The sequence below is a fragment of the Flavobacterium odoriferum genome (assembly GCF_025499515.1).
Taxonomy (GTDB): domain Bacteria; phylum Bacteroidota; class Bacteroidia; order Flavobacteriales; family Flavobacteriaceae; genus Flavobacterium; species Flavobacterium odoriferum.
The window spans coordinates 388,764-412,345 of record NZ_JAMKFA010000001.1 but is presented as its reverse complement, the minus strand read 5'-3'; the positions used below and the strand labels follow the sequence as shown (position 1 = coordinate 412,345).

Annotated in this window: 24 protein-coding genes; 21 read left to right on the top strand and 3 right to left on the bottom strand. The window is 30.0% G+C overall.

Going from position 1 to position 23,582, the window contains the following annotated elements:
* Nucleotides 1–85 precede the first annotated feature (85 nt).
* Nucleotides 86–325: a DUF2007 domain-containing protein gene (locus tag M9Q43_RS01955; protein WP_262317296.1), complete on the top strand. Its 240-nt coding sequence runs from the start codon at nt 86–88 to the stop codon at nt 323–325.
* A 540-nt stretch (nt 326–865) separates the two neighbouring features.
* Here M9Q43_RS01955 and M9Q43_RS01950 read toward each other — a convergent pair.
* Nucleotides 866–1,390, bottom strand: a complete 525-nt coding sequence (locus M9Q43_RS01950) for a DUF1905 domain-containing protein (RefSeq protein ID WP_262317295.1) — start codon at nt 1,388–1,390, stop codon at nt 866–868.
* Nucleotides 1,391–1,478: 88 nt separating this feature from the next.
* On the opposite strand from M9Q43_RS01950, the gene rpiB reads away from it, so the two are divergent.
* Together rpiB and M9Q43_RS01940 are read left to right on the top strand one after the other, a co-directional pair.
* Nucleotides 1,479–1,910: a ribose 5-phosphate isomerase B gene (rpiB, locus tag M9Q43_RS01945; protein ID WP_262317294.1), complete on the top strand. Its 432-nt coding sequence runs from the start codon at nt 1,479–1,481 to the stop codon at nt 1,908–1,910.
* A gap of 24 nt (nt 1,911–1,934) precedes the next feature.
* Nucleotides 1,935–2,765 carry an NAD(P)H-hydrate dehydratase gene (locus M9Q43_RS01940; RefSeq protein WP_262317293.1) on the top strand — a complete coding sequence of 277 codons (831 nt, stop codon included), beginning with the start codon at nt 1,935–1,937 and terminating at the stop codon, nt 2,763–2,765.
* On the opposite strand, the gene M9Q43_RS01935 is transcribed toward M9Q43_RS01940, so the two are convergent.
* On the bottom strand, nt 2,733–3,005 hold the full coding sequence (locus tag M9Q43_RS01935; RefSeq protein WP_262317292.1) for a DUF1294 domain-containing protein: 273 nt from the start codon (nt 3,003–3,005) through the stop codon (nt 2,733–2,735). The two genes, M9Q43_RS01940 and M9Q43_RS01935, sit on opposite strands and share 33 nt — an antisense overlap.
* Nucleotides 3,006–3,059: 54 nt before the next feature.
* Here M9Q43_RS01935 and M9Q43_RS01930 point away from each other — a divergent pair, with 54 nt between their 5' ends.
* Entirely contained in the window at nt 3,060–5,186 is a 2,127-nt protein-coding gene (locus tag M9Q43_RS01930) for a Tex family protein (RefSeq protein ID WP_262317428.1), read from the top strand.
* 96 nt (nt 5,187–5,282) lie between these two features.
* Here the strand turns inward: M9Q43_RS01930 and tatA are convergent, their stop codons facing one another.
* The gene (gene tatA / locus M9Q43_RS01925; protein WP_262317291.1) at nt 5,283–5,483 is read right to left on the bottom strand and encodes a twin-arginine translocase TatA/TatE family subunit; all 201 of its coding nucleotides are present in this window, start codon (nt 5,481–5,483) and stop codon (nt 5,283–5,285) included.
* Nucleotides 5,484–5,613: 130 nt separating this feature from the next.
* On the opposite strand from tatA, the gene M9Q43_RS01920 reads away from it, so the two are divergent.
* From M9Q43_RS01920 to M9Q43_RS01840, 17 genes are all read left to right on the top strand, one after another.
* Nucleotides 5,614–6,486: a murein hydrolase activator EnvC family protein gene (locus tag M9Q43_RS01920; protein WP_262317290.1), complete on the top strand. Its 873-nt coding sequence runs from the start codon at nt 5,614–5,616 to the stop codon at nt 6,484–6,486.
* Between the two features lies 1 nt (nt 6,487).
* Nucleotides 6,488–7,978: a GH3 auxin-responsive promoter family protein gene (locus M9Q43_RS01915; protein WP_262317289.1), complete on the top strand. Its 1,491-nt coding sequence runs from the start codon at nt 6,488–6,490 to the stop codon at nt 7,976–7,978.
* Between the two features lie 2 nt (nt 7,979–7,980).
* Nucleotides 7,981–8,805 carry a carboxypeptidase-like regulatory domain-containing protein gene (locus M9Q43_RS01910; protein ID WP_262317288.1) on the top strand — a complete coding sequence of 275 codons (825 nt, stop codon included), beginning with the start codon at nt 7,981–7,983 and terminating at the stop codon, nt 8,803–8,805.
* 43 nt (nt 8,806–8,848) lie between these two features.
* Nucleotides 8,849–10,537: a DUF6909 family protein gene (locus M9Q43_RS01905; RefSeq protein WP_262317287.1), complete on the top strand. Its 1,689-nt coding sequence runs from the start codon at nt 8,849–8,851 to the stop codon at nt 10,535–10,537.
* Between the two features lie 6 nt (nt 10,538–10,543).
* A complete protein-coding gene (locus tag M9Q43_RS01900) occupies nt 10,544–11,497 on the top strand; it encodes a hypothetical protein (RefSeq protein WP_262317286.1) in 954 nt (317 codons plus the stop codon).
* Complete coding sequence (gene rfbB, locus M9Q43_RS01895; protein WP_262317285.1) at nt 11,497–12,510, top strand: dTDP-glucose 4,6-dehydratase; 1,014 nt, start codon at nt 11,497–11,499, stop codon at nt 12,508–12,510. The genes M9Q43_RS01900 and rfbB overlap by 1 nt, the downstream gene beginning before the upstream one ends.
* Nucleotides 12,510–13,367 (top strand): glucose-1-phosphate thymidylyltransferase RfbA, encoded by an 858-nt coding sequence (rfbA, locus tag M9Q43_RS01890; protein ID WP_262317284.1) that lies wholly within the window; start codon nt 12,510–12,512, stop codon nt 13,365–13,367. Before rfbB ends, rfbA begins: the two co-directional genes overlap by 1 nt.
* 80 nt (nt 13,368–13,447) lie before the next feature.
* Nucleotides 13,448–13,999, top strand: coding sequence for a dTDP-4-dehydrorhamnose 3,5-epimerase (gene rfbC, locus M9Q43_RS01885; RefSeq protein WP_262317283.1), 552 nt, complete (start codon nt 13,448–13,450; stop codon nt 13,997–13,999).
* Nucleotides 13,993–14,898 (top strand): dTDP-4-dehydrorhamnose reductase, encoded by a 906-nt coding sequence (rfbD, locus tag M9Q43_RS01880; RefSeq protein ID WP_262317282.1) that lies wholly within the window; start codon nt 13,993–13,995, stop codon nt 14,896–14,898. Before rfbC ends, rfbD begins: the two co-directional genes overlap by 7 nt.
* Nucleotides 14,899–14,902: 4 nt before the next feature.
* On the top strand, nt 14,903–16,000 hold the full coding sequence (locus M9Q43_RS01875) for an acyloxyacyl hydrolase (protein WP_262317281.1): 1,098 nt from the start codon (nt 14,903–14,905) through the stop codon (nt 15,998–16,000).
* Between the two features lies 1 nt (nt 16,001).
* A complete protein-coding gene (locus tag M9Q43_RS01870; protein WP_262317280.1) occupies nt 16,002–16,769 on the top strand; it encodes a DUF2807 domain-containing protein in 768 nt (255 codons plus the stop codon).
* A gap of 30 nt (nt 16,770–16,799) precedes the next feature.
* Nucleotides 16,800–17,759 carry a glycosyltransferase family 2 protein gene (locus tag M9Q43_RS01865; protein WP_262317279.1) on the top strand — a complete coding sequence of 320 codons (960 nt, stop codon included), beginning with the start codon at nt 16,800–16,802 and terminating at the stop codon, nt 17,757–17,759.
* 3 nt (nt 17,760–17,762) lie between these two features.
* Entirely contained in the window at nt 17,763–18,527 is a 765-nt protein-coding gene (locus tag M9Q43_RS01860; protein ID WP_262317278.1) for a class I SAM-dependent methyltransferase, read from the top strand.
* Nucleotides 18,528–18,616: 89 nt separating this feature from the next.
* The gene (locus tag M9Q43_RS01855; protein WP_262317277.1) at nt 18,617–20,368 is read left to right on the top strand and encodes a glycosyltransferase family 39 protein; all 1,752 of its coding nucleotides are present in this window, start codon (nt 18,617–18,619) and stop codon (nt 20,366–20,368) included.
* A gap of 35 nt (nt 20,369–20,403) precedes the next feature.
* On the top strand, nt 20,404–20,955 hold the full coding sequence (locus tag M9Q43_RS01850) for a hypothetical protein (protein WP_262317276.1): 552 nt from the start codon (nt 20,404–20,406) through the stop codon (nt 20,953–20,955).
* 82 nt (nt 20,956–21,037) lie between these two features.
* Entirely contained in the window at nt 21,038–22,309 is a 1,272-nt protein-coding gene (locus tag M9Q43_RS01845) for an oligosaccharide flippase family protein (protein ID WP_262317275.1), read from the top strand.
* The gene (locus M9Q43_RS01840; protein ID WP_262317274.1) at nt 22,299–23,567 is read left to right on the top strand and encodes a hypothetical protein; all 1,269 of its coding nucleotides are present in this window, start codon (nt 22,299–22,301) and stop codon (nt 23,565–23,567) included. Before M9Q43_RS01845 ends, M9Q43_RS01840 begins: the two co-directional genes overlap by 11 nt.
* The last annotated feature ends 15 nt before the right edge of the window (nt 23,568–23,582 follow it).

Sequence of the window (23,582 nt, the reverse complement as noted above, 5' to 3'; positions counted from 1 at the left end):
AAAATACAACAATGTAAAACGAAAATGTATTTCAGTTTTAATATAAAAATAACTTATCGTAACTTTATAATGTAAATCAATTCAGATGGAAAATTTTGTAACCGTTGCTGTTTTTAACTACCAACACGAAACTTTAATTATTAAAAATTTATTAGAGCAAGAAGGAATTGCTTACTTTTTTGAAAACGAAACTATCGTTGGAATCGATCCATTAGCCACAATTGCTTATGGCGGCATAAAATTAAAAGTACATCCAAACGATGAAGCAACCGTAAAAGAAATTCTAAAAAAACTAAACGAAGACGATCATTTAAAAATTGTTTAATTTTTTAAAAGCTGAAAGTTTTCAACATATATTAAAAACAATAAAAAATATTTTTAATTAAATTTAAATTTATGATGGTTATTATAGAGTGTTAATATGTGGAATAAGTTTTTTTACAGAAGTAGTTTTTAAAAGTTATCGTTACTTATACAACGTAATTAACAATTTTAAAATTTAGTAAAGAACTGAAAATAAGACCTTCTAAATTCTTTATTTTATACTTATCAACAGTTGTTGAAATTTGATTTTATAATAGTTTTGTAAATAACTTCAATTGTTGATTTCTGTTGAAAACTGATTTTTTTCTATTGATAACTTTTCTAAAAAATCGTGAAACTAAATTAGGAATTTTGATTGTGGTTTTGGATTACAAATTTTTAATCAACATCCAAAAAAAACTTCTTATTTTCTATCCAAAGTTGTTAACAATAATTGTTAAATTAAGGTTAACTGATTATCAACGATTTACGATAAGTAATTAACATATGATAAAAATCATAGTAGAAAATTGAATACTTTATTGATTTTTAATGAAATACGTTAAAATTTCATATTGTTTCGTTGGTTCTTAAAATCTTCTTTCAAAAGTTCAAAATCTATTTTTCCTTTTGTCTTTTTAAGGTGTTCCAAAATAACAAAACTGCGTTCTATTTTTAAGTTAGAACTTTTAAATCGATTAATAACATGAATAAGAGTTCGTTGCGCTCCAGGAGTTAGTTTATTAAATAAAATACTTCCTTCAGGATCGTTATATAAAACTTCTTCCATTTCTTCCGAAATAGGCATTCTGTATTTTGATTCATCAGGTTGAAGTTCTACTACTATATCTTCACCCACATTTATTTTACTTTCTTTTAAAACCTCTTTATTTAATAAAATGTAATGAAAGCTTCCTTTTGGAGCCATTGCTCTACTAACCGTAATTGTATTATTTAAGGTACATTTTACACGTTTATCGGTTGTGATTTTTAATAATTCTTGATAAATAGCTTCAGGAATTTCAATATAAGGTCCGTGTCCTAAATTGTTTTCGTCGAAATACTTAATTTTTGCTTGAAATTTCATTTCTTCATTATTTATACACAAAGCTAATTTAATATAAAACAACAAATGATTACTTTTGTAAAATATAATTAACAACACAACACACAACATGAAAATTTCAATTGGAAACGACCACGCTGGTCCAGATTATAAAAAAGCTATTGTTCAATATTTAGAAGAAAAAGGACATACCATTTTTAATCACGGAACCGATACTTTTGATAGTGTAGATTATCCTGATTTTGGTCATCCAGTAGCGTATGATGTGGAATCAAAAAAAGCTGATTTAGGAATTGTAATCTGCGGTTCAGGAAACGGAATTGCAATGACAGCTAACAAACACCAAGATATTCGTGCGGCTTTATGTTGGACAAAAGAAATTGCCGCTTTAGCACGTCAACATAATGATGCGAATATTATTAGTATTCCAGCACGTTATACTTCTATTCAGCAAGCTATTGAAATGGTGGATACTTTTTTAAACACTCCATTTGAAGGTGGAAGACACGGTAATCGTGTGAAAAAAATCGCTTGTAAATAATCAAAAATCTTAAAATCAATTCAAATGGAACTCTTAAAAATAGATTTGAATTGTATTAAAAACACTTATAAAAAACGACCATGTGATTCTAACAAAGGAACGCATGGTCATGCTTTGTTAATTGCAGAAAGTACAGACAAAATGGGAGCTGCTATTATTGCTTCAAGAGCTTGCTTACGTTCGGGCGTTGGTTTATTAACAGTTGTTTTTTACCCCGAAAACAAAAATGTTCTTTTCAATTCGATTCCCGAAGCAATGTATGCCAATTCTTGTGTGATGAATGATTTGTCACCATTTAATGCTATCGGAATTGGTCCTGGAATTGGCGTTGATGAAATTAGTTTGCAATACATTTACGAATTGTATGAAAATAAACTTCCCGTTGTTTTTGATGCCGATGCTTTAAATTTAATAGCGAAATATAAAATCGATTGGAAAAACTTTAATTTTCCATTCATTCTAACACCACATCCAAAAGAATTTGACCGATTATTTGGCGAACATGATTCTGAATCGGAAAGAAGAAATACAGCCATCAAAAAAGCTAAAGAACTAAATTGTGTCATCGTTTTAAAAGGACATAAAACTTTTATCACTGACGGAATTCAAACTTTTGAAAACACCACTGGAAATTCAGGTTTAGCAAAAGGAGGTTCTGGCGATGCGTTAACCGGAATGATTACTTCATTTTTAGCACAAGGTTATACTACTTTAGAATCGGCTATTTTAGGAGTTTATCTTCACGGATTAGCAGCTGATATTACACTTCAAACACAAAGTGAAGAAAGTATGTTAATAACAGATGTTATTGAAAATATAGGTTTAGCTTTTAAAAGCTTGAATTCCGAAATATAATAAAACAATCTGAAGAATCACAATAGCGTAGAAACTCAAAATAAAAGAAAATTTATTGGTTTTGTGTTTGAAAAAATTCATTCCTATTAATCCTCCAATAGTTCCACCAATTCCAGCCAATAAAAGCAAATTGAATTCCGAAATGCGTCTTTTATTGTTTTTAGCTTGCCATTTATCGTAGCCAAAAGTTAAAAAACAAAGGCTGTTAATCACAATTAAATAAATAAATAGTACTTCCAAAAGCTAATAATTTTGTCCAAAGATAGTATTTTAGCATTTCAATTATTATTTACAATGACCAATATTCAATTCATTCAAAACCAAACCAACATTGCTCCAAAAAGCATTGAAGCTACTATAAAATTACTTTTAGAAGATTGTACGATTCCGTTTATTTCGCGTTACCGAAAAGATCAAACCGGAAATTTAGATGAGGTACAAATCGAAGCGATTTCAAAATTAAACAAACAATTTGATGAAATCATCAAGCGAAAAGAAAGCATTTTAAAATCGATTGAAGAGCAAAATGCGCTTTCACCTGAATTGAAATCTAAAATTGAAAACAGTTTTGATTTACAAGAATTGGAAGATTTCTATTTACCCTACAAAAAGAAGAAAAAAACCAAAGCCGATGTCGCTCGTGAAAACGGATTGGAACCGTTAGCAAAAATCATCATGAGCCAGAGAAATGACGACATTGAATTTTTAGCCTCGAAATATTTGAATACAAACGTTAAAAACGAAGACGAAGCGTTACAAGGCGCTCGCGATATCATCGCCGAATGGATTAACGAAAACATCTTTATTCGTAAAAACTTACGTCGTTTGTTCCAACGAAAAGCCGAAATCACAACCAAAGTCGTTAAAACTAAAAAAGACGACGAAGGAGCTCAAAAATTCTCCCAATATTTTGATTGGGCAGAACCGATTTCTAAAGCGCCATCGCATCGTTTATTAGCAATGTTGCGTGCCGAAGCGGAAGGTTTTGTGAAGTTAAATGTCGCTGTTGAAAAAGAAGAAGCTTTAGATTTCATTGAAGAAAATATCATCAAAAATAAAAATTCTGATACAACTTCTCATTTAGAATTAGCCATTAAAGACAGCTACAAACGTTTGTTAGAACCAGCCATTTCAAACGAAACTTTGCAAGAAGCAAAAGCGAAAGCTGATATTAAAGCAATTGATGTGTTTTCCGAAAATTTACGTCAGTTATTGTTAGCACCACCTTTAGGAGAAAAACGAATTTTAGCCATCGACCCAGGTTACAGAACCGGTTGTAAAGTGGTTTGTTTGGATGAAAAAGGTGATTTATTAAACAATGAAACCATTTATCCACACGCACCACAAAACGATACCGCTATGGCGATGAAGAAAATTCGCTCAATGGTGAATGCGTATAACATTGAAGCCATTTCTATTGGAAACGGAACTGCTTCTCGTGAAACCGAATTTTTCATTAAAAAAATCGCTTTTGATAAACCCGTTCAAGTTTTTGTAGTTTCGGAAGCAGGAGCATCTGTGTATTCAGCAAGTAAGATAGCCCGTGAAGAATTCTCAAATTATGATGTTACCGTTCGTGGTTCGGTTTCGATTGGAAGACGACTTTCTGACCCATTAGCTGAATTGGTAAAAATTGATCCAAAATCCATTGGTGTTGGGCAATATCAGCACGATGTTGATCAAACCAAATTACAATCAGCATTGGATAGTACTGTGATGAGTTGTGTAAATTCAGTTGGAATTAACATCAACACCGCAAGTAAATCGTTGCTGAGTTATGTTTCTGGAATTGGTGAAAAAATGGCGGAAAATATTGTAGCTTTTCGTTCTGAAAACGGACCTTTTGAAGATAGAAAGCAACTGAAAAAAGTACCACGTTTAGGTGAAAAAGCTTACCAACAAGCCGCCGCTTTCATTAGAATTCGTGATGGAAAAAATCCGTTGGATAACTCGGCAGTGCATCCAGAAGCGTATCCTATTGTGGAAAAAATGGCAAAAGATTTAGGTATCAAAACCACAGAATTAATCGCCAACAAAGAAAAAATCGCACAGATAAAACCTGAAAATTACATAACGGCTGAAATCGGAATTTTAACGTTGAAAGACATTTTAAAAGAGCTAGAAAAACCAGGATTAGATCCAAGAAAAGCCGCAAAAATTTTCGAATTTGACCCGAATGTAAAAACCATAAAAGATTTACGAACAGGTATGATTTTACCTGGAATCGTAAATAACATTACCGCTTTTGGTTGTTTTGTGGATGTAGGAATCAAAGAAAGCGGTTTGGTGCACATTTCGCAACTAAAAGAAGGCTATGTTTCCGATGTAAACGAAGTGGTAAAAATGCACCAACATGTACAAGTAAAAGTCGTTGAGGTAGATGAAGCGAGAAAACGCATTCAGTTGACGATGATTTTATAATTCCCATCTTTTAGCGGGGTGTCAAAAAACAAAACCCAAAATTCCAGCTAATTAAAGTTGGAATTTTGGGTTTTTAATATTAGAATTTAAAGAAAATTATTCTTTAGTTTCTTCTTCTTTTTTAGAATTTGCAGGTTGATCGTCTTTAGCAGCGTTTTTGAATTCTTTAATTCCGCTACCAATTCCTTTCATTAATTCTGGAATTTTTTTACCTCCAAAAAGTAAAATTACAACAACGATTACCAAAACAATTTGCCACGGTCCTGTTATGCCTAAAAATATAGCTAATGCATTCATTTTTTCTAAAATTTAAAGTACAAAGATATAAAGAAATTACCAAATGATTATTTTTTAACGATTTATTATCAGGTTTCAATTTACAAACACGTTGTATTTAGTATATTTGTGATATAAATTAATGCAATAAATGGCTAACAAAAAGCTAAAACGACAGTTACTTCTTAAAAAGTTATACAACAAAAGAAGATTAGTTATTCTTAACGAAGATACTTTTGAAGAAACGTTTTCATTAAAATTAAACTTAATGAATGTCTTTGTTGTAGGAACTATTGGCGCTATTTTAATCATTTTTGTAACCACTTATATTATTGCATTTACACCTTTACGCGAATATATTCCGGGTTATGCTTCTTCAAAATTAAAACAAGAAGCGTTGGAAATGGCAATAAAATCAGACTCTCTTGAAAAATCGGTAAAAATCAACAACGCTTACATTGCTTCCATCAAAAAAGTATTAACCGGCGATTTAGAGTATGCAAAGCTGAATAAAGATTCTATCAAAGCGTTAGATGTTTCTGAAATTGATGTTTCTGGACTTTCACCAACAGAGAAAGAGCAAGAATTAAGAGATCAAGTTATTAAAGAAGACAAGTACAATGTATTTGAAACTTCAAAACCTAAAGTTAGTTTTGTATTATTTCCGCCTGCTCAGGGTGCTATTTTACAAAAATATAATGTAGCTAATAAACATTTAGCAGTTAAAATCGCTTTAACCAATAACACACCAATAAAATCCGTTGGAGCAGGAACCATCATTTTTTCCGATTGGACGCCAAGTTCAGGTTATGTGGTAATTGTTCGTCATAAAGATGATATTTTATCTGTCTATAAAAATGCGGCTTCAGTAACAAAATCACAAGGAAATATCGTACGATCAGGTGAAGTTATTGCTCTTGCCGGAAATGCTAATAATGTACAAAATTCGGGTGCAACACTTCATTTTGAATTATGGAAAGACGGTTTCCCAATAGACCCAACTCAGTTTATCAATTTCAATTAACATGTCAGTAAAAGCTTTTGCAGCAAAATTATTTGCAAAAAGAATTCACGCTAAAACTCAAAAATGGGCCAATAATCCCATTGAAACCCAACAACAAGTTTTTGAAGCCTTAATTAAAGAAGCGGCTCAAACGCAATTTGGAAAGGACCATGATTTTTCAGCTATAAAAACCTTCTCAGATTTTGCTCAAAAAGTTCCAGTTCGCGATTACGAAGGATTAAAACACTATGTTGATAAAGTCGTAAAAGGAGAAGAAAATGTACTTTGGAAAGGAAAACCACTTTATTTTGCTAAAACTTCAGGAACTACTTCAGGAGCTAAATATATCCCGTTGACAAAAGAATCGATGCCGTTTCATATTCAAGCGGCTCGAAATGCTATTTTAAGTTACATTCACGAAACAGGAAAAGCAGAATTTGTAAAGGGTAAAATGATTTTCTTGCAAGGAAGTCCACTTTTGGAAGAAAAAAACGGCATAAAATTGGGAAGATTATCAGGAATTGTCGCGCATTTTGTTCCAAAATATTTACAAAAAAACCGCATGCCAAGTTGGGAAACCAATTGTATTGAAGATTGGGAAACTAAAGTCAATGCGATTGTAGAAGAAACCATTAACGAAGACATGTCGGTGATTTCAGGTATTCCGTCTTGGGTGCAAATGTATTTTGAGAAACTGGCAGCAAAAGCAAATAAGCCTGTGGGCGAAATATTCAAAAACTTCAATTTGTTCATTTATGGCGGTGTAAATTACGAACCCTATCGTGCGAAATTCGAAAATTTAATTGGAAGAAAAGTCGATTCTATTGAATTGTTTCCAGCTTCTGAAGGCTTTTTTGCTTACCAAGATTCTCAGAATGAAAAAGGAATGCTATTGCTATTAAATTCTGGTATTTTCTACGAATTCATAAAAGCAGACGAATTTTTCACCGAACATCCAAAACGCTATACCATTGGCGAAGTAGAATTAGGTGTCAATTACGTTTTAATCATTTCGACTAATGCCGGACTTTGGGCTTATAATATTGGAGATACTATTCAGTTTACGAGTTTAAAACCCTATCGAGTAATTGTCTCGGGAAGAATCAAACATTATATTTCCGCTTTTGGTGAACATGTTATTGGAAAAGAAGTAGAATCAGCTTTAAAAGAAGCAATGGAAGGAAGCGATATTCGTGTAAATGAATTCACTGTAGCACCACAAATTACACCAACCGAAGGCTTACCTTATCACGAATGGTTTATCGAATTTGAAAATGAACCAAACAATTTAGAAGAGTTTGCGTTAAAGATTGATGCCGCTATGCGCAAACAAAACGTGTATTATGATGATTTGATTGTTGGAAATGTGTTAAGAACATTAGTGATTACCAAAGTTCCAAAAAATGGTTTTCAAGAGTATATGAAATCGATAGGTAAATTAGGCGGACAAAATAAATTACCAAGATTAAGCAACGATAGACAGATTGCTCAGTTTTTTGAGATAAAAGAATAAAGATGAAAGAAAATAGAGTGATTTGGATTTTTTTGATTGTTTCACAATTTGCTTTTTCGCAAATCCGTGGCGTGGTCAAAGACAGTATTTCGGGCGAACCCATTCCGTATGTGAATATTTGGGTGGAGAACGAAACGATTGGAACTACTTCGGAAGCAAACGGAAGTTTTTTCTTAGAAGCTTCCAAACAAAAAAACATTGTTTTTTCAGTTTTAGGATATGAAAAAAAAACCATTAAAGGTTCCGAAATTTCTTTGGTAAATTTAAAACCAACAACGTACGAGCTAAATGAAATTGTTGTTCTTAATAAAAAGCAATCTAAAAAAATAGAAATAGGAAATATTAAAGACGCTATTTTTCAATCTTTTGATAACGGCCCAAAAGTTGAAGCGAAGTTTTTTCCGTATCAGTTATCGTATTCTAAAACGAAATTTATAAAAGAAGTCACCATTTTTACAGATAGTAGAATAGACAGCGCAACTATTAAAATACATTTTTATAGTGTAGACGAAAATGGCGCGCCTGGAAAAGAATTATTAAATAAAGATTTTGTGGTTACTCTAAATAAAGGCGTTTTAAGACATAAATTTGATGTATCTCATTTTGACATGGTTTTTCCAGAAAAAGGCATTTTTGTAGCCTATGAAAAACTATTGATTGAAAGCAATAAAACAGGCACAAAATACCAACCATATGTATTGTATAATTTTGTTGAAAGAGACTTTTTTTATACGTATTCTTTCGGAAAATGGAACAAACAAGAAGCAGATTTCCAAGAAAAATTACAATTAAATGAACCCTCAATAAATTTGATATTAACCAACTAAAAAATAAAATTGTAACTTTGCAGGTTAGAAAAACAAAATATTAATGAAAGACATTAAAAACATTTCGCGTTCTAGAGCGCAAGAGTCCTCAGCAGCTATTGAGCGACTGTACATTACCATGAGACATTTATTTAACAGAGGTTTCTATAAACCAATGGGTGTTTCGGGAGAAACTTTAAGAGAAGCCTTATTAGCGCTTCGACCTGAAATTTACGGTTCTATTGCCGAAGAAAAAGTAGAATTAAATGGGTTATTATACGTAATTGAACGTTTACCAATTGGAATTGAAGAATGCCGTTATATCAATTTAACTTCAGATGAAGGCTATTCAAATTCGCACTTTAAAGCAATAGTTCCACCAAAAAGAAGAAGAAATTGTTACCGTATTGACGATGAGCAAATGAATATCGAGATTACACGTGGCCGTTCAGACATCTATGATATTTTAACACATTTGACCTTTATTTTTATCGAATCGCATAAAATTAAAGACAGAGTTTTAATCGACGAAGAAGGAAGATTTACACGCGATTGGGAAAAATTAGAGCAAGTGGTTTTACAAAACAAAAAACTTACTTTAGTTGATAGAGAAAAAGCAATTTCGCACGCTTCAAATATCTTAGGAAGAACTTTTGCAGAAGTAAAGGCAATTTATGAAGATTTTGGAACTACAGAAACACCAGAACGTTTCCTTCACATTGTATATTGGTTAGGAAAATTAGCCATTGAAGAGGTCGTTGATAATAATAAAAGAACCATTACGTTTAGCCCAATTTTAAGAGAAAGATTAGGTCATCATATTTACGGCGAAATTTGGGCAAACAACATTAAAGAAGTTTTAGTAAAAAACTATTTGATTGAAAGACCAATTCATATCATAAGTGCAAATATGCACAGTGTAATGAATTCTATTTTTGCTGAACCTGTTTTAGGAAAAAAATATAAAGATGCAGCTGATTTTCAAATATTTGAAGATTTAAGTAGTTCTAATAATAAAGAGTTACGCAAGAAAGTGGAAGATTTTGCGTTACAACACGGAATGATTTCATTGCCTGATACTTCTGGAACTAACATTGACGTACAAATTTTTGATACGGCTAAAATAGATATTAAAAAAACAGCTTTTGCTAAAGCGAATTTAGGCGAAAACAAACCTGTTTTAATCGTTATGGATTATGCGTTTGGTGAGCAAGCTTATGAAACCATTGATGAATTATTGAAACCATATAAAATTGCTAAAAACAAACTGTTTTTAAATGTGGAATCGGTTTCAATCATGGGTAAAGCTGGAATTTTAGAAGGAGGAAAAGGCGATATCATGATTCCGACAGCGCACGTGAATGAAGGAACGGCAGATAATTATTTCTTTGAAAACGAATTAAAAGCAGAAATGTTGAAAGGAAACGATATTCCGGTTTTTGAAGGACCAATGATTACGGTTTTAGGAACATCGCTTCAAAACAGAGATTTGTTGAAATTTTTCCACGAATCTACTTGGGAAGCTATCGGATTAGAAATGGAAGGCGCTTATTATCAAAAAGCAATTCAATCGGCATCAAAAATCAGAAAAAGTATCAATCCTAATGTAAAAGTTAGATATGCTTATTATGCTTCTGATAATCCATTAGAAACTGGAAGTACATTGGCTTCAGGTGGATTAGGAACCACAGGTGTAAAACCTACATATTTAATTACAATAAAAATATTAGAACAAATCTTTAACGTAAAATAAGAATTAATGAGTACAAATTCTCAAGATCAAGAAATCGATTTAAGACAAATCGGGAACGGAATAAAAAACTTTTTCAAAGGAATAGTGAATAATATTTTTGATTTAATATTTTTTGTAAAAAAGAAAATAATTATCATCGGAATTTTGTTTGTTATTGGGGTAGCTTTAGCCTATATGGTTGATTCCAAAACATACAATCATGAAATTTCGGTTATTCCTAATTTCGGAAGTAATGAGTATTTGTATAAAAAAATTGAACAAATAGATACCAAATTAAGAGAGGAAGATGAAGCCTTTTTTAAAGAATTAGGAATAAAAAATTATGAAGATGTTATCAGTGTTGAAATTGAGGCTTTTCCAGCAATTTATAATTTTGTGAATAATCGTGATCAACAGAACAATTTTGAATTAATTAAATTGATGGCCGAAGATGGCGACATCGATAAAATTATGAAAGACGTGATAACAAGTAAAAATTATTATCATCACAAAATTTCTATCCAAACTAAAGGTATGTTTGAAGAAAAAGAGTTTATCCTTCCTCTTTTAAAGTATCTTAATTCTAATCCGTACTTTGAAGTTCAACAAAAAGTTTATCAAAAAAATTTAGCAGATAAAATTACTTTAAACGATTCTCTTATTAATCAAATAGACAAACTAATTGTCTTATTATCTTCTAACAACTCTTCAGGGACAATTTCAATATCTGAAAAAAATAGTATTCCAGAATTAGTTGAAAAGAAAGATCGTTTAATCGCAGAAAAACAATATTTGCTAACTAATGAAAATATTTTTGATAAGATAATCAAAGAAGAAAGTAGTATTATAAACATTAGAGATTATAAACCTCTATTGTTAAATAATAAAATTTTATTTCCATTAATTTTAATTTTAGTTTATCTTATATCGTATTCATTATTAAACACTTATAAAAACCAAGAAGCTAGAATTAAAAACTAATGAAAAATATATTAGTAACAGGCGGTGCCGGATTTATTGGGGCTAATTTCGTTCCCTATTTTATAGAAAACAATTCAGATTATCATTTAGTAAATTTGGATTTACTCACGTATGCTGGAAATTTAGAAAATGTTTCAGAAGTAGAAAACCATCCAAGATATACGTTTGTACAAGGTGACATTTGTGATAGAAATTTTGTTGAAGATTTATTCCAAAAATTTCTATTTCATGATGTGATTCACTTCGCAGCAGAAAGCCATGTTGATAATTCAATTTCGGGTCCAGAAGCTTTTATAAAAACTAATGTTTTAGGAACGTTTAATTTATTGGACACCGCAAGAAAACTTTGGATGTCAGCTCCTAATCAATATAATGTTGGATTTGAAAATTCGCGTTTTCACCACGTTTCTACCGATGAGGTTTATGGAACTTTAGGCGAAACAGGTCTGTTTGAAGAAACCACTCCTTATGCGCCAAATAGTCCGTATTCCGCTTCAAAAGCGGGTTCAGATATGATTGTAAGAAGTTATTTTCATACGTATGGAATGAATGTTGTAACCACAAATTGTTCTAACAATTACGGACCAAAACAACATGACGAAAAGTTGATTCCAACCATTATTCGTAAAGCAATAAAAGGAGAAAATATTCCAATTTATGGCGATGGAAAAAACGTTCGCGATTGGTTATACGTTTTAGATCATTGCAAAGGAATTGAATTGGCATTCAAAACCGGAAAATCTGGAGAGACCTACAATATTGGCGGAAGAAACGAACGTAATAATTTGTACATCGTAGATACTGTTTGTTCAATTTTGAATGAATTACAACCAAAATCTGAAGGAAAATATCAAGACCAAATTACATTTGTAAAAGACAGACCAGGTCATGATTTGCGTTATGCTATTGATGCAACAAAAATTGAAAATGAATTAGGCTGGAAAGCCGATGAAAATTTCGAATCAGGAATCAAGAAAACCATCGAATGGTATTTACAAAAATATAACAACTAATGAAAGGAATTATATTAGCTGGAGGTTCAGGCACACGTTTACATCCGTTAACATTAGCGGTGAGCAAACAATTAATGCCTATTTATGATAAACCGATGATTTACTATCCATTATCAACTTTGATGTGGGCAGGAATTAGCGAAATCTTAATTATTTCAACACCGCATGATTTACCTTTATTTCGCCAATTATTAGGTGATGGAAAATCATTAGGTTGTAAATTTGAATATGCCGTTCAAGAGCACCCAAATGGTTTAGCCGAAGCGTTTATCATTGGGAAAGAATTTATTGGAAACGATAAAGTAGCTTTAATTCTAGGAGATAATATTTTCTACGGAACAGGTTTAGCCGAATTGTTACAAGAAAACAGCAATCCAAACGGAGGAATTGTTTATGCTTATCATGTTCATGACCCAGAACGTTATGGAGTAGTTGAATTCGATGGTGCTGGTAAAGTTTTATCTATTGAAGAAAAACCAACGCATCCAAAATCAAATTTTGCGGTTCCTGGAATTTATTTTTACGACAATCAAGTAGTTGAAATAGCAGCAAATATTAAACCAAGTCCACGCGGAGAGTTAGAAATTACCGATATCAATAAAGCCTATTTAGAGCAAGGAAATTTAAAAGTTTCCATTTTAGATAGAGGAACTGCATGGTTAGACACCGGAACATTTCAATCTTTAATGCAAGCTGGACAATTTGTACAAGTAATAGAAGAACGTCAAGGATTAAAAATTGGAGCTATTGAAGAAGCAGCTTACAAAATGGGTTTCATCAATGCTGAACAATTAAAAAAATTGGCAGAACCGTTACTAAAAAGTGGTTACGGAAAACATTTAATGAGCTTAATTTAATTAGCTAATATGCCAATATTCAATGTGCCAATGAAGATAATTGGCTAATTGACATACCGTCCAATTGACACATTATTTTTATGAAATTTACAGAAACCAAACTTAAAGGATGTTTTATCCTGGAGCCAAAAATAATAAAAGACGAACGCGGTTACTTCATGGAAAGTTTCAACGAAAAGACTTTTCAAGAAGGCGTTGGGCAAAAAGTAACTTTTGTGCAAGACAACCAATCGTTTTCAACCAAAGGCGTTTTACGAGGATTGCATTACCAATGTGGTGAACACGCTCAAGCAAAGTTAGTTCGTGTACTTGATGGAGAAGTTTTAGATGTTGCGGTAGATTTACGTCCAGAATCAGACACTTATGGTCAATATGAGGCGGTTTTGCTTTCGGCAGAAAACAAAACTCAGTTTTTTGTTCCGAGAGGTTTTGCTCATGGGTTTTTAGTATTATCAGAAACAGCAACCTTCTTTTATAAATGCGATAATTTTTACAATAAGGAAAGCGAAGGTGGAATACTATATAATGATGAAACCCTAAATATCGATTGGAATTTTCCTATCCAAGATTTAATAATTTCTGATAAAGATAAAGTATTACCTAATCTACAAAATGCTAAAAAAGTATGGTAGTATTGGTAACAGGAGCAAACGGACAATTAGGACAAGCAATTCAATCTATTTCTGGGAAATATCCTGAAATAGATTTTGTGTTTTGTTCTTCTTCGGACTTAGACATTACGAATTTAGAAAATTGTCAAGCTGTTTTTTCAAACTATCAACCTCAATTTTGTATCAATGCAGCAGCATACACAGCAGTTGATAAAGCTGAAAGCGAACCAGCGAAAGCTTTTGATATTAACGCAAACGGACCAGAAAATTTAGCGATTACCTGCAAGAAGTTCAATACAATTTTAATTCATATTTCTACTGATTTTGTTTTTGATGCTTATTTTTCAGATGGTATTGCCTATTATGATAGAGAACTTAGATTGCCTTTAAAAAGTGATTTTGGACTTACAGAAACCGATGTGCCTTTTCCAAGCGGCGTTTATGGTTTAACAAAATTACAAGGAGAGCAGGCGATTCAGGCAAATTGGGAAAAACATTTTATCATTAGAACTTCTTGGGTGTATTCTCAATTTGGAAACAATTTTATGAAAACCATGCTACGATTGGCATCGGAACGTGATAGTCTTTCTGTTGTTGCTGATCAAATTGGAACACCAACAAACGCTGTTGATTTAGCTGAGGTTTTGATAAAAATCATCCAATCATCCAATCATCCATCATCTTTCGGAATCTATAATTTCTCAAACGAAAGGCAATGTTCTTGGTATGATTTTGCTAATGAAATATTTCGCCAAAAAGGAGTTTCAATAGATTTAAAACCTATTCCAACTTCGGCTTATCCTACGCCAGCCAAAAGGCCAGCCTATAGTGTTTTGGATAAAACAAAAATTAAAAGTACATTCGATATTAAAATTAATGATTGGCAAACTAGTTTAAGTGCATGTTTAAAACAATTGTAAATTCATGAAAAAAACAATTTTACTTTTTTGCTTCTCTTTCTTTTTTTCTTTCTCTCAAGAAAAAGTATCAACCTATTTTGATGTACAACTTTTTAGAGGGAATATCTATAAACATACGGATGATGTTGGCCATTTAATCACAGGTCATCCAGATGGTTTTTTGCTAAGTTACAACTGGAAAACCTTTGGAAAAAAAGAATGGCAACAAGTGTATAATTATCCTGACTATGGTGTTTCGTATCACTATTTAGATTTCAAAAACCAATATTTAGGGGTTAATCATGCGGTTGGAGTGCATTATAATTTTTATTTTTTCAAGCGTCAATTGATGTTTCGAATTTCGCAAGGAATTGGCATGACTTCTTCACCTTATGACAAGGAAACCAACAACAAAAACAATGCTTTCGGAACTAAATTTATGGACAATAACTACTTTTTATTACAATATAAGAAGGAAAACATTATTGATAAAATAGGACTTCAAGCTGGTTTTATGTTGACTCATTTTTCTAACGGAAGATTCAAAGCGCCAAACAGCGGAATTAACACGATAGCCTTTAATGTAGGATTGAATTATAATTTGAACGACAAACAAGAGTTTATAGTTGATTCATTACCATCAAAAGACACTTATAAAGAACGAATCAAATACAATATCGCTTTTAGAACAGGAATTTCAGAAGGACCTGTTCCACATTTGGGTCAACGTCAATTTTATCACATTGGTTTGTATGCCGATAAACGAATTGGAAGAAAAAGTGCTTTACAATTAGGAACAGATGTTTTTTTCTCTCGTTATTTACAAGATTATATTGAGTTTGTTTCAGTAGCATTTCCCCAAGATCATAAATCATATACAGAACCAGGAACGGACTATAAACGAATTGGACTGTTTGTTGGACATGAATTATTCATTAATAAATTATCTATTGAAACACAACTAGGCTATTATGTTTACAAACCTTTTGATTATGAAATAGACATCTATCAAAGAGTTGGGATAAAATATTATCTTTATAAAAATATTTTCACAGGAGTTGGATTAAAAACCCACGGTGGAAGAGCAGAAGCTATTGAAGCTACACTTGGTGTACGATTATAATATGAGAAAATTTGTTTTACATATAGTTACTTTTTGTTTCCTTATTTTGGTAACCAGTTGTGGTATTTCTGAAGATTGTTTCAAAGGAAATGGAAATCAAATCACACAAACGTTTCCGTTGGAGAACTTTAGTAAAATTAAAGTCTATGATGGTGTTGGTTTAGTTGTTAAAGAAGGCCCAAATTATGAAGTGAAAATCAAAACATCAGATAACATAATTGATGATTTAGAAGTAAGATTAGACGGCGATATGCTTATTGTTAAAGATAATTCTTCTTGTAATATTGCTAGAGATTACGGACAAACTACTGTTTATGTAACTATTCCAGATGGAACTATTTTACCTTTAATACCAGAATTAGAACTGCATTGTAAAACCGAACAAAAAATACAATCTGACGGCGTGTTACACTCACCAATTGTTCGTTTATTTTCAATAGATGTTTCTGACGGTGCTGGAACAGGTGATTTTTATATAGCGGTTGATAACTTACAATTTGTTGTAGAAAACAATAACGTTTCTAATTTCTACATTACAGGACATAGTAATGAAATGTTATTAAACTTTTATTTTGGTAACGGACGTTTTTACGGAAAAGATTTATACGTAGAATTAATAAAAGTGTATCATAGAGGTTCAAATGATATGTTTGTTTACCCAGTTCAAAAAATTGAAGGAATAATTAATGCAACCGGCAATGTTGTTTTAGAAAATATACCTCTGATAATTGATGTTGAAGAGGTTTTTAGAGGAAGATTAATATATTAGTTAGATTTTTACAGAGAAAAAAATTCAGAAATGAGTAATTTTAAAAATATAGATATTTCGATTGTAGTTCCTCTTTATAATGAAGAAGAAGTATTTGATAAATTAATACAACGTCTTACATCGGTAATTAATAATACCAGTTTTTCTTGTGAAGTAATTTTGGTTAATGATGGAAGTAGTGATAAGACAGATACTTTAATCCAAAAAATTTGTAAGGAAGACACTAGGTTTACAGGCGTCTTATTATCAAGAAATCATGGACATCAATTGGCGGTAACCGCAGGTTTACAGTATGTAAGAGGAAAAAAAGGAGCAATGATTATTGATGGAGACTTACAAGACCCACCAGAATTGGTTAATCAATTTTATGATTTATTAATAAACGGATATGATGTAATCTATGCTGTTAGAAAAAACAGAAAAGAAAGTTTCATAAAAAAAATGGCCTATTCAAGTTATTATAGACTACAAAAAAAGGTTTCCAATTTTAATATACCTATAGATAGTGGTGATTTTTCAATGTTAAGTAGGAGAGTTGTCGACACAATGAATAATATGCCCGAGCAAAGCAGATATTTACGGGGTATGAGAGCTTGGGTTGGTTATAAACAAATAGCATATGAATACGATAGAGATGAAAGACATGCTGGTGAAACCAAATATAGTTGGACAAAATTGTTTGAATTGGCCTTTAATGGAATTTTTAACTTTAGTGATTTTCCAGTAAAAATTATTACAAGACTTGGCTTTTTGACGGTTATTTTTTCATTAATTTATTTTGGATATAATATCTATCGGAAAATTTATTATAACGATGTTCCTCAAGGATTTAGCGCAACAATATTAGCAATTATACTTTTTTCGGGTGTCCAGTTAATATCGTTAGGGTTGATTGGAGAATATGTTTTAAGAATTTACAATCAAGTTAGAAATAGACCGCTTTTTATAGTAGATTCAGTTATTCAAGAAGGAAAAGAAATTAATAAATAAAGAATGCAACACGATTATTATAAAGAATATTATGAACTTGAAAGAAATCATTGGTGGTTTGTTGCAAGAGAAGGAATATTGTCTAATTATATTCAACAATTAATTAAGCAAGAAAAGCTTCCTTCAGCAGATTTAAAAATACTCAATGTAGGTTGTGGTCCAGGAAGAAGTTCTGAATATTTATCTAAGTTTGGCAAAGTTACCTCCATAGAATATGATAAATTTTGTTGTGAATTTGCTTCTGAAAAAACAGGATTAGAAATCATCAACGGCTCAATTACAGAATTACCTTTTAGCGATAATTCTTTTGATTTAGTTTGTGCTTTTGATGTTATAGAACATGTTGAAGACGACCAATTGGCGGTTAATGAGTTAAAACGAGTTACAAAGAACGGATCATTAATATTAATTACCGTTCCAGCTTTCATGAGCTTGTGGAGCCATCACGATGTTATTAATCATCATTTTAAGAGATATAAAATCAAGGAGATAAATCAACTTTTCGATTCTACAAATGACGGAAATAAAGTCTTTGATACTTATTTTAATTCATTTCTCTTTTTACCTATTTATTTTTTTAGAAAAGTTAGTAATTTTTTAAAATTAGGTCAAAAAAGAAAAGGATCTGGAAGTGATTTTGAAGCTTTTAAACCAGGAATTTTAAATACGATTCTTTATAAAGTTATGTCATTTGAGAGCGGTTTTATCAATAGAAAAAAGAAATTTCCTTTTGGGGTGTCTATTTTGTATAATTGGAAAAAAAATTAAAAATGTTTAGAAATTTAATAAACCTAATTAAATCAAATAAAGTAATATTTTTATTTTTAATAATAGGGTCTTTTTTAAGACTTTATCATTTGAACTTTCAAAGCCCTTGGTTAGATGAAATTCATACACTTAACGAAGCAAATCCAAAATTATCTTTTAATGAAGTTCATGATGCTTTATTAATTGCAGAACCTCATCCACCATTATACTTTTTTATAATGAATGTTGTTTTTAAAATATTTGGATACTCAACATTCATCGCTAGAATGGTCTCAGCAATAATAGGAATAGCTGGATTATATTCGATTTATTTGTTAGGGAAAGAATTGTTTTCTAAAAAAGTAGGAATATATGCAATGATATTATTATCTGTAAATTACTTTCATATTTATTATTCCCAAGATGCTAGAATGTACGGACTTTTGTTTCTTACAACGACACTTTCTTTTTACTATTTAACTAGATTAATTAAAACACCAACATTAAAAAACACACTGATTTTTGGATTCGTTTCAACATTAATGATTTATAGTCATTTTTTTGCAGTTTTTACATTATTTGCTCAGTATATAATCTTGTTGTATTACATAATTTTCCCTTTCAATATATCAAGAGCAAGGTTTTTTAAATATAGTTTGATTTCAGGATTAATGACAATACTATTGTATATTCCCACATATAAGCTCATATTAAAAACAACTGAAATGAAATCCATTTGGATTCAAATGCCTAGTTTAGATGTTTATACTCAGTTTTTCAAAGACTTTTTTGGGCAATCTGAAACAGTCTTGTTTTTTATCGTTCCATTAATTATTTTTTATTTTATTAAATTGTTTGATGAAAATCAAAAAAATACAATCAACCCAATTGAAGATAAAAATATTTTTAGCTTTATTGTACTTTTTTTATGGATTCTAATTACGATAATTATACCTCTAATAAGAACTTACACTAGTTTACCAATGTTGGTTAACAGATATTTTATAAATATTTTGCCAGCTGTACTTATCATGATTAGTATTGCTTTATCAATGATAAATAATAAAACAGTAAAATATGGAATGATTTCAATACTATTTGTTTTTTCATTATCTGATATTATTATCGTAAAGAAATATTATACACAACCTAATAAATCTCAATTCAGAGAAGCTTCAGAATTTGTAAAAAGCAACTCAAAGCCTAATGAGATTATTTATTCATCTTTATCATGGTATTTTAATTACTTTTTTAATGAACCAAAAATTATTGATAAACCTTTCAACAGCATAATCAGCGAAACAAAAAATGACACAACTTTGCTTGCTCCATTTTGGTATATCAATTCCCATGGTAATAAATTTGAAATAAGTAAAGAGAATGAACAATTTTTTAATGACAATTACGTTGTAGATAAAAATTTTGAAGGTTATGATGCTTGGGCAAAAAGATTTACTCCAAAAAAGTTAATTAAAAACGATATTAAAATAGACAAATTCAAGCCTTTTACAAAGCCAAATTATGGAAATAAAATAAAGGCTTGGATTGAAAAATTTGACATTCAAAATGATTCAATTAAAATTGTAGGGTGGTCTTTTCTAGAAAAAATTGATTCTAAAAACAGTGATATTTATTTAGTGTTTTTGAATGATAATCAAAATAAAATAGTTTTGACTACATTAATTAATAGGCCTGATATTACAGCAACAGAAAATTGTAACATCGATTATAATAATTCAGGCTTTGATTTAAAACTATTGAAAAAAGGATTAAATAAAGGTGTTTATAGATTAGGTATATATATAAAAAACGAAAAAAAAGAAGGTTTATTAATTACTGATAAAGTAATTGATATTAAATAAAAAAAATTAAATTTGCAAAGAAATTAAATAAACATATGAAAAAAATAGTATTATTATCCCTTGTTTTTGTTACAACTTTTGTTTCATGTAAAAATAATGAAGTGTCTGAAAAAGAGAGCGTTTCAACGGAAGGTTCTGCAGAAGTTAAACAAGATACAGTATTTACAATTACTTTAAACGCAACTGTATTAAAAGATGACAGTTTTCAAGTTTATTATAAAAACGAAGAAATGGGTAAATATGAAGAAGTTAATTCACTATTTACAGAGTTTAAAGGAAGCGACAAACCTCAGGATATTGTTTTTAGATTACCTGATGGTGTAATTCCAGATTATATAAGAATGGATTTTGGTGTAAATAAAGAACAAACGGAGGTAAAAGTAAATAGTTTTAAAATGAGTTATTTTGGAAAAGTGTTCCAAGCTAACGCAAGTGAGTTTTTTAAACTAATATTGATTGAACCTAAAACAGCTAATGTTGATGTTGAAAATGGAATAATAAAACCTATAACAATGGGTGATGTTCACGATCCTCTAGGAACTTCTGAAAAACGATTATACGATGAAATCCAGAAAATTGTAAAATAGTTTACTTTCTAAAAATAAAAAAAAGCTATGATTTAAAAAAATTATAGCTTTTTTTATGAATTATATAAAGCACTACGTCAATATGCTTAAAACGTTAATGGGAAATGCTCAAATTAAAAAACTGATACAATATGGTATTGGGCAGGGTTTTAATGTAATAGCTCCATTTATTGTAATTCCGTACATTATATTAAAATGTGGAGAGGAAAACTTCGGTAAATCAGCAATAGGATTGTCTATTGCTTTTTTTATCATTGTTTTTATCGATTTTGGTTGCGATATTTTAGGCGTAAAAGATATTTCGATTAATAGAGATAATGTTGATAAAAGAAATTACATCATTTCTCGAGTCGTTTATATTAAGTGCTTTTTTACTATTTTATTAAGTATTATTTTTCTAATTGTTATAAACTATATAGATTTTTTTTATAAAAACAAAGAACTATTTTATTTTAGTTTTCCAGTTTTTATGGCGCAAATTGCAAATCCATTATGGATTTTTCAAGGGTTAGAAAAATTTAATCTATTTTCTTATTATAGCATACTTTCCAAAAGCATTTATATTATTCTTATATTCTTTTTTTTAGATCAAAAATCAGATTATGTATATATAAATTTAGCTTTTGGTTTAAGTGTTTTTATTGCAGGAATTGTATTCTTTTTTGTTTTAAACAAACAATTTGAATTTGTTTTAGTTCCAATTAAACTTTCAGAATTGTATAACTATATGTTTGCAAATAAAACATATGTTTTGTCGCAAACGTTTATTTGGATGCAATTATACTCCCCAATTCTATTAATAAATTATTTTGGCACATCCATTCAAGTTGGGCAATTTAGGATTGTAGATCAAATTATTTCTATATTCAAAACGTACATTCTGTTAAGCTTTAATTTTATCTATCCAAAAATTTGTTTTGAATTCGATACGAATGCTAAAGAAGCTATAAACAGTTGGAAAATCTTTAACACAATTAATTTTATTTTTTTATCGTCGTTACTAATTTTTTTATTTTGGTTTAGTTATGAAATTGTAGATTTTTACCATATTATGAATGAAGAATATGTAAGTAGCTTATTGCAAATAGCTTTAATTTATCCAATGGTGTTTTTTATTGTATATGCATTTAAGCAATTACTATTGGCGTTACACTACGAAAAGATATTTTCAAGGATTATTATTGCAATGTCGATTCTAAATCTAATTATTATTTCTTTGGTTTATGAAAAATATAGTTTGTTTGGCGTTTTTTATTCTTTTATTTTTGTAGAAATAGTGACTTTACTTATTTTATTAGTATTAACATTTAAACACAGAATTTTATCTAATAACAGCAACATTCATGAAGTTTAAAAAAACTTATTTATTGTATATATTGTGTTTAGTAGTTTTACTATTTAATAATTATGAGCTTACTTTTGTGGTTTGGTCATTTACTGCTTTGATTACATTAAGGACTAATTTTTCTAAACAGTTTATTTACATTATTAGTTGTTTTATTGCGATATTACTAATTAGTTTTTTAACAGAATTATTTTTTTATGACCGAACAATTTTCAATAAAGTTCGTGATGTTACTTATTTATTAAAACCTATTATTGGTTTAACTCTTGGGTATAATTTAGCAAAAAAATATGGTAATAACACTTTAATTTATATTATTAATTGTGGTGTTTTTCTTTCAATTATTCATTTAGTAATAATTTTATATTCAATTTTAGCCTATAAAACATTATCGGTTTCAGAAATTAGACACTATGGAGGGTATTTTAATGATTTTGAACCCTATGTGTTTATTTTACTTTTATTTTCTACCAAATTTAATATTGCTATATCAAAACAAAAGCGATTTATTTACTTAACAATTGTTGCTACATCAATTTTATGTTATTTATCGAGAACAAATTTTATACAATTAATAATTTTAGTATTAGCGGTTAAAGGTTTTTTCAGTTTAACTGTAAAATCTATAAAAATAATTGGTTTTACTGTCTTGGCAACATTAATAGGCTACACTTTAATTTATAATTATAACCCCAAAAGAAAAGGCTCATTTACCGATGAATTTTTATATAAGGTAAAAATAATACCAATTGAAGCCTTTAAAACAAAGATAAATAAAGAGGATTGGAAAGATTTTAATGACAATTTCAGATCATTTGAAAATATTAAAACAGTGAATCAAGTATATTATGGAGGAACACAAGCGATTATTTCGGGTAAAGGTTTAGGTTCTACAGTAGATATTGGAGTAAATATGTTAAATAATGATGAAACAAGAGTGCGTTATTATCCTTTTTTACATAATGCCTTTTCTACTATCTTTTTGAAGTCCGGTTTGCTCGGAATTATATTTTATTTGTTGTCTATTTATCTTATTGGAAAAAAAATAATTTCAACTGACATACAAATTAACAATTTAAATAATTTGCTTTTAGGTTCAGGAATATTTCTAATCATCTCGAGTTGGGTTTTTATGGGATTCTATCTCAAATTAGACAGTAAGTCAATTTTAATAGGATTGTTATTAGGATATAGAGAGTATTTAAAAAAACAATTGGTGAATTCTAAAGAAATTACGTCAACATCTGAAATAAATACTCAACCATAGTTATTTCATTCTCAT